Below are 14,050 nucleotides of genomic sequence, written 5' to 3' on the forward strand. Positions count from 1 at the left end.
TCCCCGCAACCAAATGGTCCCGTGGTGTAGTGGTTAACATGCCTGCCTGTCACGCAGGAGATCGCCGGTTCGACCCCGGTCGGGACCGCCATTTATATAAAATAAAGAACGAAACAATATGTTTCGTGTTTTTTTATTTACTCTAATTAAACTTATAAGACAGTCAATCTTATCCTTAGGACAACTCCTAAGGTCTTTTTTATATATTTGAAACTGAAACAAAAATAAAAAATCTGTATAATAAAAAGCAGAGAATACTAACAGTAAGGTAGGTGAAACCTTTGAATAAATATGAAATAACGACAATGTCTTCAGAAGAAACGCAGAATTTATCAGAAAAGCTTGGACAATTAGTTGAGGCGCAGGATGTTTTCATTTTAGAAGGAGACTTAGGTGCAGGTAAGACAACATTTACAAAAGGTCTTGCAAAAGGTCTTGGTGTGAAACGTGTTGTAAATAGCCCGACATTTAATATTATTAAAGAATATAAAGGACGATTACCGCTGTATCATATGGATGTATACCGCCTAGCGGAGAGCGAAGAAGATTTAGGGTTTGATGAATATTTTTATGGTGAAGGTGTAACAGTGGTGGAATGGGCACATTTAATAGAGGCTTTTTTACCACCTTCACTTTTAAAAATTAGTTTATTCCACACGGGGGATAGTACAAGAAAAATTGTATTAGAGCCGAGCGGAGAACGTTATATTAGATTATGTGAGGAGCTATTACAAAATGAAAGTACTAGCAATTGATACTTCTAACTATGTAATGGGAGTTTCTCTTATTGATGGAAATACTGTTGTGGGAGAAGTCATTACAAATTTAACTAAAAACCATTCTGTGCGTCTGATGCCAGCAGTAGAGAAACTTTTACAAGAATGTAATGTGGAGCCAAAAGAATTAAATAAAATCGTTGTCGCAGCTGGTCCGGGCTCTTATACAGGTGTTCGTATTGGTGTAACAGTAGCGAAAACATTAGCTTGGTCATTACAAATTCCAATTGTTGGTGTATCAAGTTTAGAAGTGCTGGCAGCAAACGGAATGAATTTCCAAGGATACATTTGTCCGTTATTTGATGGTCGTCGTCAGCAAATTTATACAGGATTGTATACATATAGAGAACAAGAGTTGCAATCTGTGGAAGAGGATCGTATTATTCTCATTGCCGATTGGTTACAAATGTTAAAAAGGATGGGAGAATCTGTTTTATTTATCGGGAATGATGTAGAACAGCATAAAGATACAATTGTAGAACATTTAGGAGATCAAGCTGTATTTGCTCCAATGACGAAACATAATCCACGTCCAAGTGAATTAGCTTTCTTAGGTTTACAGAAAGAAGAACAACCTGTGCATACATTCGTTCCGAGTTACCTTCGTTTGGCAGAAGCAGAGGCAAAATGGTTAGAAAGTCAAAAGAAATAGGGGTCTTATGAATGAATATTACATTCAGAAATATGAAGGAAGAGGATATTTCACAAATTGTTGCGATTGAAGAAGCTTCATTTGCGATTCCTTGGACTGCCGAAGCATTTGAACGAGAATTAAAAATGAATGAGTATGCACACTACGTTGTAATGGAAACAGAGGAAGGAATTCTAGGTTATTGCGGGCTTTGGATTATTCTTGATGAATCACATATTACGAACATTGCGGTATTACCACAATACCGCGGTCAAAGGCTTGGAGAAGCGTTATTACAAGAAGTAATGAACAAAGCAAGAGCTCTTGGGGGAAATACGATGACGCTTGAAGTCCGTGTTTCAAATGAAGTTGCGAAAAAGTTATATCGAAAATTTGGTTTTCAAAATGGCGGAATCCGTAAAAGATACTATACAGACAATTATGAAGATGGTCTTGTAATGTGGGTGAACTTATGATGAAAAAAGATACAATTATATTGGGTATTGAAACTAGCTGTGATGAAACAGCTGTAGCAGTTGTAAAAAATGGACGAGAAATTTTGGCGAACATTGTAGCTTCACAAATTGAAAGCCATAAACGTTTTGGCGGGGTTGTTCCAGAAATTGCATCTCGTCACCACGTAGAACAAATGACGGTTGTGTTAGAAGAAGCATTAAAAGAAGCGCAAATTACGTTTGAGGATATTGATGCAATTGCGGTTACGGAAGGACCAGGTCTTGTTGGGGCGTTGTTAATCGGTGTGAATGCAGCAAAAGCAGTAGCTTTTGCACATAATATCCCTCTAGTTGGGGTGCACCATATTGCGGGACACATTTATGCGAATCGCTTAGTACAAGAACTGCAGTTTCCATTATTGTCTCTCGTTGTATCTGGTGGACATACAGAGCTTGTTTATATGAAAGAGCATGGTTCATTTGAAGTAATTGGTGAAACAAGAGACGATGCTGCAGGAGAAGCATACGATAAGGTGGCACGTACATTATCATTGCCGTATCCAGGTGGGCCGCACATTGATCGTCTTGCTCATGAAGGAGAGCCGACAATCGATTTACCTCGTGCATGGCTTGAACCAGATTCTTATGATTTTAGTTTTAGTGGTTTAAAATCCGCGGTTATTAACACTGTGCATAACGCAAAGCAGCGCGGAGAAGAACTTACCCCTGAAGATTTAGCTGCAAGTTTCCAGGCAAGTGTAATTGATGTCTTAGTAACAAAAACAATAAGAGCAACAGAAGAGTATGGTGTAAAGCAAGTGCTTCTTGCTGGCGGAGTAGCGGCAAATAAAGGATTACGGGCTCGTTTAGAGGAAGAGTTTGAAAAGAAAGAAGATGTTGAACTTATCATTCCACCGTTATCTTTATGTACAGATAATGCTGCTATGATTGCTGCAGCCGGTACGATTGCATATGAGCAAGGAAAGAGAGCGACGTTAGCGTTAAATGCAAACCCTGGTTTAGATATTGAATCATAATAATGGTAAGTTTCACGTTTTTGCATGTAAGAGGACGTAAACATAAACTATTAGTTGTGGATAGAGAAATTCTTTTTGATAAAAGATGTAATTTTATACACAGAATTAACCACAACCTGTGGATAAAACCTATATTATCTGTTGATAATATAGGTTTTTTTGTGAGTATAAATTGTGGGTAAATATTATTATTCTTGTGGATAATGTGGAAAACTTATATTTATCTTGAAAATATAAAGATCAATATGTGAATAATACTGTGGATAAAGTGAAATTTCCATCATTGAGGGTCTTACCGCCACGAATAGCGGGATAAATAAAAAGGTCAGTGTAACCACTAACCTTTTCACAGTTGTAATTCTTCCCATTCTTCCATACATGTTTCTAATTGTTCTTGAAGTGTTTGTTTTTCTGTTGTAATATCACTGGCTTTTTCGTAATCAGCATATACTTCTGGAAGACAAAGTTGTTCTTCTAATGCCATGATTTGTTCTTCAATTGTCGCGATATTTTCTTCTAGTTCTTCAACTCTACGCATACGTTGGCGTTCTTGCTTTTTACGTTCTTTTTCTTCAATATAATTTAATTTTTCTTGTGCCACTTGTTTTTGTACAGGTTTATTTGTTTCTTGTTCTTCGAGTTCTGCCCGTTCTAGCATTTCATTTTTCTTTTCTACATAATAATCATAATCACCTAGGTATTCCGCTGCTCCGCCCTGGGACAACTCAATCACTTTTGTGGCAATGCGGTTAATGAAATAGCGGTCATGGGAAACAAATAAAATAGTTCCTGGAAAATCAATGAGCGCATTTTCTAAAATTTCTTTGCTACTTAAATCCAGATGGTTGGTCGGCTCATCTAAAATAAGTACGTTTGATTTTTTCATCATAAGTTTTGCAAGAGCTAAACGTGCTTTTTGTCCACCGCTTAAAGAAGAAACAGGCTTTAGAACATCGTCACCAGAAAATAAAAAGTTTCCAAGTACTGTGCGAATTTCTTTTTCTGGTTGCATCGGGTAATCGTCCCAAAGCTCGTCTAATACACGTTTTGATGATGTTAAGTTTGCTTGTTCTTGGTCATAATATCCGATAGAAACGTTGGAACCAAACGAAATATTACCGTTTAAAGGACGAAGTTTATCCACAAGAGATTTTAATAAAGTAGATTTTCCAATTCCGTTTGGGCCAACAAGTGCAACACTATCGCCTCTTGTTAATTGGAAATGAATGTTTTGAATAATTGGCTCGTTATTATAACCAATGGTAACATCTTTTACTTGTAATACATCATTACCGCTTTGTTTATCGATATCAAAGTGGAAAGAAGCAGATTTTGTATCACCGATTGGTTTTTCCATAAGTTCCATACGATCTAATTGTTTTCGGCGGCTTTGCGCCCGTTTTGTTGTGGAAGCACGAGTAATATTTTTTTGGATAAAGTCTTGTAATTTTGTTACTTCTTCTTGCTGTTTCTCGTAACGTTTTATTTCTTGTTCATATAGCGCCGCTTTAAGTTCTAAGTATTTACTGTAGTTTCCTGTGTACTTTCGACTTTGTTTATTAGAAATTTCATATACTTGCGTTACAAGTCTATCTAGAAAGTATCGATCGTGTGAAACGATTAAAATAGCACCAGGATAACCTTGTAAATATTGCTCCAGCCACGTTAATGTATCGATATCTAAATGGTTGGTTGGCTCATCTAAAATAAGTAAATCTGGTTTTGTTAATAATAACTTACCAAGAGCTAAACGAGTTTTTTGTCCGCCGCTTAATGTGGAGATTGTCGCTTCGTGTGTTTCGGAAGGAAAACCAAGTCCACCTAAAACAGAGCGAATATCAGCTTCGTATTGATAGCCGCCTTCATTTTTATAATCTAATTGTAGGCGATCATACTCTGCTAATAGTTTTTCGTAAATAGTTTCATTTGTGAAATTTTCTTCTTTTCCCATTTCTTGTTCTAACCTGCGGAGTTCTTTCTCCATGCGCTGTAAGTGGAGGAATACTGTTAGCATTTCATCCCAAATCGTTAACGATGTTTCAAGACCAGTATGCTGTGCTAAGTAACCGATAGATACATCTTTCGGTTTTATAATTTCTCCGCCGTCATGGGATAATTCTCCTGCAATAATCTTTAATAATGTAGACTTTCCAGCGCCGTTACGCCCGACAAGTGCAATGCGATCACGCGTCTGTACTTCTAACTTAATGTTTGAAAGAATGACTTCAGCGGCATACAGCTTGGAAAGGTTATTCACTTGTAGTAAAATCAATGTTTTCACCTCAAATAATTTCTTAACTTTGCCATGATTATATTTCTCAATCATACTAAAAATAGTGTATAGTTGAACATAAATAGAGAAATTCTCTCTCTATTATACAAGGAAAAGTTTCAATGCTAAACTTCTGTATATGTTTCAATCACTTGAACAGATAGGAAGAGAGGAGGGGGTTGCATGGAGCAGCCTAAAATTCCGCAGGCGACTGCCAAAAGATTGCCTCTATACTATCGATTTATCCAAAACTTATCGTTATCTGGTAAGCAACGCGTATCATCTGCAGAATTAAGTGAAGCGGTGAAAGTAGATTCAGCGACGATTCGACGAGATTTTTCATACTTTGGGGCATTAGGGAAAAAGGGATATGGTTATAATGTGAATTATTTATTGTCGTTTTTCCGCGAAACACTTGATCAAGATGATGTAACACGCGTAGCATTAATTGGGGTAGGTAACTTAGGTACGGCTTTCTTACATTACAATTTTACAAAAAATAATAATACAAAAATTGAGATGGCATTTGACGTTGATGAAGAGAAAGTTGGGAAAGAAATCGGAGGGATTCCAGTATATCATCTGGATGAATTAGAAGAGAGATTATCAGATGATATAAAAGTGGCAATATTAACAGTGCCTGCTTCTGTTGCACAATCTGTAGCAGATCGCTTATCGCATACGAGCATACAGGGTGTTTTAAACTTTACACCTGCTAGATTAAACATATTAGAACATATTCGAATTCATCATATTGATTTAGCAGTAGAATTACAAACGCTCGTGTACTTTTTGAAAAATTATCCACAATAAAAACGCAGGAATTTCCTGCGTTTTTATTATTTCTTCTTACTATCTTTTTTCGGTTTAGAAAAAAGAAGGCGAAGTGCAAAATTAAAATCAATCGTTGCCATTACGGCAAGCAATAGTGTGTAAAAGTTCCAAATTGTATCTTGAACACTTGTAATTGCTAAGTATGTAAAAATACACCCTAGAAGAAAATACAAAGTTGCCATAACAAATGGTGAATTTCGCATGTTTAAAATCCTCCGATGAATCCTTGCAATTTTTCAGCTTTTTCTAGATATGGACGAAGTACAAATGTAATTAACATAACGTTTGTATTCATCATAACATGAGCCATAATTGGGACAATAATTCGTTTTGTTTGTACGTATAAAAATGAAAAAACAAGCCCCATGGAAATATACACTAATAAATGTGTAGGGTCAAAATGAATGAGAGCAAATATAAGCGAGCTCACGATCGCTGCGATAAAGAAGTTATATCGTTTATATAGTGTTCCAAATAGAATTTTTCTAAATACAATTTCCTCAAGAATGGGAGCGAATATAGATGAAACAATCATAAATAATGGAGCAGCTTTTATAATTTCGATAATGTTTTGTGTATTTTCTGATTCAGCTTTAATTTTAAAAACTTGTGTTTCAATTGTGCCGGCAATTACTTGGGCGAATAAAGCAAGAAAAACTCCTAAAATAATCCATCCTATCGTAGCAAGAATATTTGTTTTTCCACGCTCCCATTTTTCTGATTGTGTATCATTGCGTAGTAACATAAGGATAATGATAAGAGCAATAAAGAAGCTAATCAGTCCCCAGTGTGCAGTTGCCAGTTGAACTTTTTGTTCAAAGGTCCGATGTCCATTATTGTATACTCCGCTTTTTAGAAGGATCCATCCTCCAATTATCCCTGATAGTTGCATCAAAATATATGTAACAATAACCCACCAATATTGTCTCTTCAATTTCGTAACTCCTTTTTGAATTTTTTGTAAAGAAAAAGGAAAATGCCCTATCCATAGAGAAAACAAATTATGGCATCTTTCTTATTGTAACATAGGAGAAGATGAAAAAACGACGGAATCTAAAAATGGATTCTTTGCAGTTTTCCCTTATGTAATTATTAAGTAAATCATAAAAGTTTTTAAACAAGTTGGGGAGGGGGTGGAATAGTTTTCCGAAAAATTACGATTTTTTCACTTGCAAAAGAAAATGAGATTCTTTATTATAATAAGTGTGTTAGCACTCAAGGTATTAGAGTGCTAATAAACATAAAATTTACATAATAAATTGAGGAGGTTGTTGTTCATGCTAAAGCCATTAGGTGATCGCGTTATAATTGAACTTGTTCAAGCAGAAGAAAAAACAGCAAGTGGTATCGTACTACCAGACACTGCAAAAGAAAAACCACAAGAAGGTAAAGTAGTGGCAGTTGGTACTGGTCGTGTGCTTGAAAATGGTGAGCGTGTTGCTTTAGATGTAGCTACAGGAGATCGTATCATCTTCTCAAAATATGCAGGTACTGAAGTGAAATACGAAGGTACAGAATACTTAATTTTACGTGAAAGCGACATTTTAGCAATTATCGGTTAATTATATAAATCTTTAAAAATTCAAGGGGGTCAAATATTATGGCAAAAGATATTAAATTTAGTGAAGAAGCACGTCGTTCGATGCTTCGCGGTGTCGACACTCTTGCAAACGCAGTAAAAGTTACGCTTGGACCAAAAGGTCGCAACGTTGTACTTGAGAAAAAATTCGGTTCTCCGCTTATTACAAATGACGGCGTAACAATTGCAAAAGAAATCGAATTAGAAGATGCATTTGAAAATATGGGTGCAAAACTAGTTGCAGAAGTTGCTAGCAAAACAAATGATGTAGCTGGTGATGGAACGACAACTGCAACTGTATTAGCGCAAGCAATGATTCGTGAAGGTTTAAAGAACGTAACAGCTGGTGCGAACCCAATGGGTCTTCGTAAAGGTATTGAAAAAGCTGTTACAGCAGCGATTAAAGAATTAAAAGAGATTTCTAAACCAATCGAAGGTAAATCTTCTATCGCACAAGTAGCTGCTATTTCTGCTGATGATGAAGAAGTAGGCCAATTAATTGCAGAAGCAATGGAACGTGTTGGTAACGACGGCGTTATTACATTAGAAGAATCTAAAGGGTTCACAACAGAATTAGATGTAGTAGAAGGTATGCAGTTTGACCGTGGATATGCTTCTCCTTACATGATTACTGATTCTGATAAAATGGAAGCAGTTCTTGATAACCCATTTATCTTAATTACAGATAAAAAGGTTTCTAGCATTCAAGAAATCTTACCAGTATTAGAGCAAGTGGTACAACAAGGTAAACCACTTCTTATCATCTCTGAAGACGTAGAAGGCGAAGCATTAGCTACATTGGTAGTAAATAAACTTCGCGGTACGTTCAATGTAGTAGCTGTTAAAGCTCCTGGCTTCGGTGATCGTCGTAAAGCGATGTTAGAAGATATTGCGATCTTAACTGGCGGAGAAGTAATTACAGAAGAGCTAGGTCGTGATTTAAAATCTGCAACTATCGCATCTTTAGGCCGTGCTGGCAAAGTTGTTGTAACAAAAGAAAATACAACAATTGTTGAAGGTATAGGAAACGCAGAACAAATCGAAGCTCGCATTGGTCAAATCCGTGCACAGCTAGAAGAAACAACTTCTGAATTCGATCGTGAAAAATTACAAGAACGTCTTGCTAAATTAGCAGGTGGCGTAGCTGTAATTAAAGTAGGTGCGGCTACTGAAACTGAATTGAAAGAGCGCAAACTTCGCATTGAAGATGCACTTAACTCAACTCGTGCAGCAGTAGAAGAAGGTATTGTTGCTGGTGGTGGTACTGCACTTATGAATGTATACAGCAAAGTAGCTAACCTTGAAGCAACTGGTGACGAAGCTACAGGTATTAACATTGTGCTTCGGGCGTTAGAAGAACCAGTTCGTCAAATCGCAGTGAACGCTGGTTTAGAAGGCTCTGTAGTTGTAGAGCGCTTAAAAGGCGAAAAAGTTGGCGTTGGTTTCAACGCAGCAACAGGCGAATGGGTAAATATGCTTGAGTCTGGTATCGTAGATCCAACGAAAGTAACTCGTTCTGCTCTTCAAAACGCAGCATCTGTTGCAGCAATGTTCTTAACAACTGAAGCAGTTGTTGCTGACAAACCAGAACCAAATGCACCTGCAATGCCTGACATGGGCGGCATGGGCATGGGCGGTATGGGCGGCATGATGTAATAAGCCCTCATTTTGAGAAGCTGTTCAATGTATAAATAGTTAGTAAGAAGAAGACTACTTCCTAAGTAAAGGAGGTAGTCTTTTTTGTACTTTTAAAGTTTGCTTATCAAGATATAGGGGGACGAGTATTCATGGCTAGATAGAACAATTTCGGGCGTGTTATGGTAGTAGGTAGTATTTTTTAAGTTAGTAAAGTTCTTGGAATTCTTTCGAAATTCATGAATAAGAAGGTGTATATATGAAATTATATTTCAAAGACATTGAGTTAGGCGAAATTATAGATATTTTTACTGATGCACCGTGGATGTATGGCACTATACATTTAAATGAAAATAGCAAACCTTATGAAGAATATTTTCGTGAAATGGTTAATGAAGAAAGTACATTTGATTTTGACAGTATAGACCCTAATTTTTTGAATGAGGAGAATTGGTCTGTTTTTGACGAAAATGAAGAGAAATACTTAGGGATAGCCATTCCTGCTATTCATATAGAAGACACAACTATTGCATGGCGTTGGCGATGAATAAAATATCATTTCGGAAAAGCCAAGTTTGTAATAAGGGTAATTGTTAATACGGCACGAAATTTTATGACCTTGTAAGAGACCAATTACACGGTGCAGGTTACGGATTGCAATATAATCACAAGGGCTTTGAATGAATAACAGAAGGACGTTTCACTATATAGGGAAATAATTTCTGTAGAATTTTGTCGCTTTCTCTCTTGACCGTATTCACGTTTCATTGTTAGAATCTAGAAAGATAATATTAAACGTTCCTTCATATATCCTCAATAATACGGATTGAGAGTCTCTACCGGGTTACCGTAAACAACCTGACTATGAAGGCAGTGTGTCTATATTTATAAGGAACAAACTCCTTTATAAAGCTAGACTCCTGCCTTTTCTTTGTTATGAGACTGAGGGCAGGGGACTGGCTTTTTTTATTATATTGGTAATTGTTTTTACCAAATTGGTGAAAATGTTTATATACAGAACTATGGGGTGATTATTTTGAAGAAACAGCACGATACGATTATCGTTTTAGATTTTGGAAGTCAGTATAACCAGTTAATTGCGCGTCGCATTCGTGAATTTGGCGTGTATAGTGAACTTCATCCACATACAATTACAGCAGAAGAAATTAAAGCGATGAATCCAAAAGGGATTATCTTCTCTGGTGGACCAAACAGTGTATATGGCGAAAGTGCATTCCACTGCGATGAGAAAATCTTTGATTTAGGCTTACCGATCTTCGGTATTTGCTACGGCATGCAATTAATGACAAAGCACTTTGGTGGAAAAGTAGAACGTGCAGACCATCGTGAGTATGGAAAAGCGGTAGTAAAAGTAGAGAACCAATCGAAATTATATACAAATCTTCCAGAAGAGCAAGTTGTTTGGATGAGCCATGGTGACTTAGTAACAGGCTTACCAGAAGGTTTCGTAGTAGATTCAACAAGTGACTCTTGTCCAATTGCTGGTATGAGCAACGAAGCACAAAACTTATACGGCGTACAATTCCACCCAGAAGTGCGTCACTCTGAGCACGGTAATGATTTAATTAAGAACTTTGTATTCGGTGTTTGTGGTTGTACTGAAGGCTGGAATATGGAGAACTTTATTGAAGTAGAATTAGAAAAGATTCGTGAAACAGTTGGCGACAAGAAAGTATTATGTGCGCTTAGCGGCGGTGTAGACTCTTCTGTTGTAGCTGTATTAATTCATAAAGCAATCGGGGACCAATTAACGTGTATTTTCGTTGACCATGGCTTACTTCGTAAAGGAGAAGCTGAAGGGGTTATGAAAACATTTAGCGAAGGCTTCCACATGAACGTTATTAAGGTGGATGCACAAGAACGCTTCATGAGCAAATTAGCAGGTGTTGAAGATCCGGAACAAAAACGTAAAATCATCGGTAATGAATTTATTTATGTATTCGATGACGAAGCTTCTAAATTAGAAGGAATGGACTTCTTAGCACAAGGTACACTGTACACAGATATTATTGAAAGTGGTACAGCGACTGCGCAAACAATTAAATCTCACCATAACGTTGGTGGACTTCCAGAAGATATGCAGTTTAAGTTAATCGAGCCTTTAAATACGTTATTTAAAGACGAAGTACGTGAATTAGGATCAGAACTAGGAATTCCTGATGAAATCGTATGGCGTCAACCTTTCCCAGGTCCAGGACTTGGTATCCGTGTACTAGGCGAAATTACAGAAGAGAAATTAGAAATTGTTCGTGAATCTGATGCAATTTTACGTGAAGAAATCAAAAAAGCTGGTTTAGATCGTGAAGTTTGGCAATATTTCACTGCACTTCCTGGTATGCGCAGCGTAGGTGTTATGGGTGACGAGCGTACGTATGATTACACAGTAGGTATTCGTGCAGTAACATCAATCGATGGTATGACAGCTGACTGGGCACGTATCCCTTGGGATGTATTAGAGAAAATCTCTGTACGTATCGTAAACGAAGTAAAACACGTTAACCGTATCGTGTATGATATTACTTCTAAGCCACCAGCAACAATTGAGTGGGAATAAATTGAATTTCATGATATAGAAGACGATCCATCTATGCCTTTATGTGTAGATGGATCTTTTTTGTGTTTTATACGAACGAAAAATAAATTTGATTAAAAAACGTTCGTTTTTGAATTGACACTTATCTGTATATGAGTTAGTATGAATATGTAATCAATAATAAAAGTGAATATTTTAGCCGTCGTATAATATCGGGAATATGGCCCGAAAGTTTCTACCTTGCTACCGTAAATGGCTTGACTACGAGGCGTTTTGATATAAGGGTAAGGGATACTTGCCTTTGTTTACGGACGCTTCCATGTATAATGCATTGGAAGCCTTTTTTATTTTTAAAGATAAAAGAGGGGCTAGTAAGGAGTGCGACGAGCAATTATATAACGGGGGAAACATAAGATGAAACGTTATTTTCAGTTCGATGAGCTCGGCACAAATTACAAAACAGAGTTCATTGCAGGATTAACAACATTTTTATCTATGGCATATGTATTGTTTGTTAATCCCGCTACACTATCGCTGGGACATGTTAAGGGATTGCCGGCAGGGACCGGAATGGATCCGGGAGCAGTGTTTGTTGCTACAGCTTTAGCAGCGGCAATTGGATCATTAATCATGGGGATTTTTGCAAAGTATCCAATCGCACTAGCGCCGGGAATGGGGATTAATGCTTTCTTTGCTTACACAGCCGTATTAACAATGGGGATTCCGTGGCAAACGGCGATTGCTGGAACACTAGTATCAGGTATTATGTTTATTTTTCTTACAGCTTCCGGCCTTCGTGAAAAAATCATTAACGCAATTCCAACAGAATTAAAGTTTGCAGTAGCAGCTGGAATTGGGTTGTTCATCGCATTTCTTGGTTTTCAAAATGCGGGGATTATTGTAAATAATGATGCTGTGCTTGTTGGTTTAGGTGATTTAACGAAAGGGACGACATTACTTGCTATCTTTGGTGTAGTTGTAATCGTTATTTTAATGACAAGAAACGTTAATGGGGCAGTATTCTTTGGGATGGTGCTTACAGCAATTGTTGGTGTAGCAACAGGGCTAATTGATACACCAAAGTCGATTGTTGGTGCAGTTCCAAGCTTAACACCGACATTCGGAGTTGCTCTTCAACATCTTGGAGATATTTTTACTGCTAAGATGCTCATTGTTATTTTAACTTTCTTTTTTATCGATTTCTTTGATACAGCAGGAACGCTTGTAGCGGTTGCGAATCAAGCGGGCTTAATGAAAGATAATAAATTACCACGTGCGAGGAAAGCATTGTTCTCTGATGCAATTGCAACTGTAATCGGAGCAATACTTGGTACATCAACAACGACGTCTTATATTGAATCCTCTGCAGGGGTAGCAGTAGGAGGACGCTCTGGATTTACAGCCGTTGTAACAGGAGGATTTTTCTTATTAGCACTTTTCTTTTCACCGTTATTAAGTGTAGTAACACCATCTGTAACGGCACCGGCTTTAATTATTGTAGGGGTTTTGATGGTCTCATCATTAGGGGAAATTGATTGGAAGAAATTCGAAACGGCAGTACCGGCATTTTTTACAATTATTGCAATGCCGCTTACATACAGTATCGCAACGGGTATTGCAATTGGATTTATCTTCTATCCAATTACAATGGTTGTAAAAGGACGAAGAAAAGAAGTTCATCCGATTATGTATGTCATGGCAATTTTGTTTGTACTCTATTTCATGTATGTTCGTAAATAAAGGGGTTTTTTGAAAGGACTAGGAGGAGATGCCTAGTCCTTTTTGTTATAATAAAAATATGGAAGGTTCAGTTGATTTGCGGATATTTCGTAACTTGATATAGATGAAAGTTGTATAAGTTATATAAAGAAAATAACTTGGGATATAGATAAGTTGCAAAACCGCTATAAAAGCCCTTTTCTTTTTAGGGGTGATGAGAGCGTCAGGCTGTGCATAGCAGGGGCTTATATTAAAAGGGTGGAGGAAAACAAAAGGCTTATTGATGGGAAATGAACCTTTTTATATTTTGTTAGAAAAATATATTGACGTTTAATATAAAAGGGTGTAGTATTATACGAGTCGCTGCTGCAACAGAGCAGAAAGCGAAAACGAAATAAAAAACTTAGTTGACATCGAAAAACAAAGATGTTAACATAAGGAAGTCGCAACCAGGCGGCAAACAAGTTCTTTGAAAACTGAACGAAACAAACAACGTGAAACGTCAATTTTTATTTATGATGCTAGACAAACTTTATTGGAGAGTTTGATCCTGGCTCA

General features: G+C 37.1%; 13 protein-coding genes, 1 tRNA gene and 2 riboswitches. Of the genes, 11 read left to right on the top strand and 3 right to left on the bottom strand.

From position 1 onward, the window contains the following. The first annotated feature begins 15 nt into the window (after positions 1 to 15). The 5 genes from ACIGHG_RS25235 (at position 16) to tsaD (ending at position 2,899) form a co-directional block, all read left to right on the top strand. Positions 16 to 91 (top strand) — tRNA-Asp (locus ACIGHG_RS25235). A 190-nt stretch (positions 92 to 281) separates the two neighbouring features. Further along, positions 282 to 755, top strand: coding sequence for a tRNA (adenosine(37)-N6)-threonylcarbamoyltransferase complex ATPase subunit type 1 TsaE (gene tsaE, locus ACIGHG_RS25240; protein ID WP_090920168.1), 474 nt, complete (start codon positions 282 to 284; stop codon positions 753 to 755). Beyond that, positions 736 to 1,428, top strand: coding sequence for a tRNA (adenosine(37)-N6)-threonylcarbamoyltransferase complex dimerization subunit type 1 TsaB (gene tsaB, locus ACIGHG_RS25245; RefSeq protein ID WP_336474683.1), 693 nt, complete (start codon positions 736 to 738; stop codon positions 1,426 to 1,428). The genes tsaE and tsaB overlap by 20 nt, the downstream gene beginning before the upstream one ends. 11 nt (positions 1,429 to 1,439) lie before the next feature. Next, complete coding sequence (rimI, locus tag ACIGHG_RS25250) at positions 1,440 to 1,883, top strand: ribosomal protein S18-alanine N-acetyltransferase (protein ID WP_090920175.1); 444 nt, start codon at positions 1,440 to 1,442, stop codon at positions 1,881 to 1,883. Next, positions 1,883 to 2,899: a tRNA (adenosine(37)-N6)-threonylcarbamoyltransferase complex transferase subunit TsaD gene (gene tsaD / locus ACIGHG_RS25255; RefSeq protein ID WP_090920178.1), complete on the top strand. Its 1,017-nt coding sequence runs from the start codon at positions 1,883 to 1,885 to the stop codon at positions 2,897 to 2,899. Before rimI ends, tsaD begins: the two co-directional genes overlap by 1 nt. Positions 2,900 to 3,245: 346 nt before the next feature. Here the strand turns inward: tsaD and ACIGHG_RS25260 are convergent, their stop codons facing one another. After that, a complete protein-coding gene (locus ACIGHG_RS25260) occupies positions 3,246 to 5,171 on the bottom strand; it encodes an ABC transporter ATP-binding protein (RefSeq protein ID WP_336474682.1) in 1,926 nt (641 codons plus the stop codon). Positions 5,172 to 5,354: 183 nt separating this feature from the next. Here ACIGHG_RS25260 and ACIGHG_RS25265 point away from each other — a divergent pair, with 183 nt between their 5' ends. Next, positions 5,355 to 5,984, top strand: a complete 630-nt coding sequence (locus tag ACIGHG_RS25265) for a redox-sensing transcriptional repressor Rex (protein ID WP_090920184.1) — start codon at positions 5,355 to 5,357, stop codon at positions 5,982 to 5,984. Positions 5,985 to 6,010: 26 nt separating this feature from the next. On the opposite strand, the gene ACIGHG_RS25270 is transcribed toward ACIGHG_RS25265, so the two are convergent. Then, positions 6,011 to 6,208 carry a YdiK family protein gene (locus ACIGHG_RS25270; protein WP_090920187.1) on the bottom strand — a complete coding sequence of 66 codons (198 nt, stop codon included), beginning with the start codon at positions 6,206 to 6,208 and terminating at the stop codon, positions 6,011 to 6,013. 2 nt (positions 6,209 to 6,210) lie between these two features. After that, a complete protein-coding gene (locus tag ACIGHG_RS25275; protein ID WP_336474681.1) occupies positions 6,211 to 6,939 on the bottom strand; it encodes a CPBP family intramembrane glutamic endopeptidase in 729 nt (242 codons plus the stop codon). 343 nt (positions 6,940 to 7,282) lie between these two features. Here ACIGHG_RS25275 and groES point away from each other — a divergent pair, with 343 nt between their 5' ends. From groES to ACIGHG_RS25300, 5 genes are all read left to right on the top strand, one after another. Beyond that, positions 7,283 to 7,567, top strand: coding sequence for a co-chaperone GroES (gene groES, locus ACIGHG_RS25280; protein ID WP_020063193.1), 285 nt, complete (start codon positions 7,283 to 7,285; stop codon positions 7,565 to 7,567). Between the two features lie 38 nt (positions 7,568 to 7,605). Continuing rightward, on the top strand, positions 7,606 to 9,240 hold the full coding sequence (gene groL / locus ACIGHG_RS25285) for a chaperonin GroEL (RefSeq protein ID WP_396551196.1): 1,635 nt from the start codon (positions 7,606 to 7,608) through the stop codon (positions 9,238 to 9,240). A 238-nt stretch (positions 9,241 to 9,478) separates the two neighbouring features. Further along, entirely contained in the window at positions 9,479 to 9,766 is a 288-nt protein-coding gene (locus tag ACIGHG_RS25290) for a hypothetical protein (RefSeq protein WP_396551197.1), read from the top strand. Positions 9,767 to 10,002: 236 nt separating this feature from the next. Continuing rightward, a riboswitch (purine riboswitch) is annotated at positions 10,003 to 10,104 on the top strand. Between the two features lie 151 nt (positions 10,105 to 10,255). Beyond that, positions 10,256 to 11,794 carry a glutamine-hydrolyzing GMP synthase gene (guaA, locus tag ACIGHG_RS25295; RefSeq protein ID WP_396551199.1) on the top strand — a complete coding sequence of 513 codons (1,539 nt, stop codon included), beginning with the start codon at positions 10,256 to 10,258 and terminating at the stop codon, positions 11,792 to 11,794. A 160-nt stretch (positions 11,795 to 11,954) separates the two neighbouring features. Further along, positions 11,955 to 12,057: riboswitch (purine riboswitch) on the top strand. 130 nt (positions 12,058 to 12,187) lie between these two features. Continuing rightward, positions 12,188 to 13,513, top strand: coding sequence for an NCS2 family permease (locus ACIGHG_RS25300; RefSeq protein ID WP_336474679.1), 1,326 nt, complete (start codon positions 12,188 to 12,190; stop codon positions 13,511 to 13,513). Positions 13,514 to 14,050: the final 537 nt, after the last annotated feature.

This window comes from Bacillus sp. NPDC077411 (genome assembly GCF_044543425.1).
GTDB classification, from domain to species: Bacteria; Bacillota; Bacilli; order Bacillales; family Bacillaceae_G; genus Bacillus_A; species Bacillus_A bruguierae.

Excerpts from the sequence above, each read along its gene's own strand:
- ACIGHG_RS25290 (WP_396551197.1), top strand. The coding sequence starts at position 9,479 with ATGAAATTATATTTCAAAGACATTGAGTTAGGCGAAATTATAGATATT.
- groL (WP_396551196.1), top strand. The coding sequence starts at position 7,606 with ATGGCAAAAGATATTAAATTTAGTGAAGAAGCACGTCGTTCGATGCTT.
- groES (WP_020063193.1), top strand. The coding sequence starts at position 7,283 with ATGCTAAAGCCATTAGGTGATCGCGTTATAATTGAACTTGTTCAAGCA.
- ACIGHG_RS25270 (WP_090920187.1), bottom strand. The coding sequence starts at position 6,208 with ATGCGAAATTCACCATTTGTTATGGCAACTTTGTATTTTCTTCTAGGG.
- ACIGHG_RS25265 (WP_090920184.1), top strand. The coding sequence starts at position 5,355 with ATGGAGCAGCCTAAAATTCCGCAGGCGACTGCCAAAAGATTGCCTCTA.
- rimI (WP_090920175.1), top strand. The coding sequence starts at position 1,440 with ATGAATATTACATTCAGAAATATGAAGGAAGAGGATATTTCACAAATT.
- ACIGHG_RS25300 (WP_336474679.1), top strand. The coding sequence starts at position 12,188 with ATGAAACGTTATTTTCAGTTCGATGAGCTCGGCACAAATTACAAAACA.
- tsaD (WP_090920178.1), top strand. The coding sequence starts at position 1,883 with ATGAAAAAAGATACAATTATATTGGGTATTGAAACTAGCTGTGATGAA.
- tsaB (WP_336474683.1), top strand. The coding sequence starts at position 736 with ATGAAAGTACTAGCAATTGATACTTCTAACTATGTAATGGGAGTTTCT.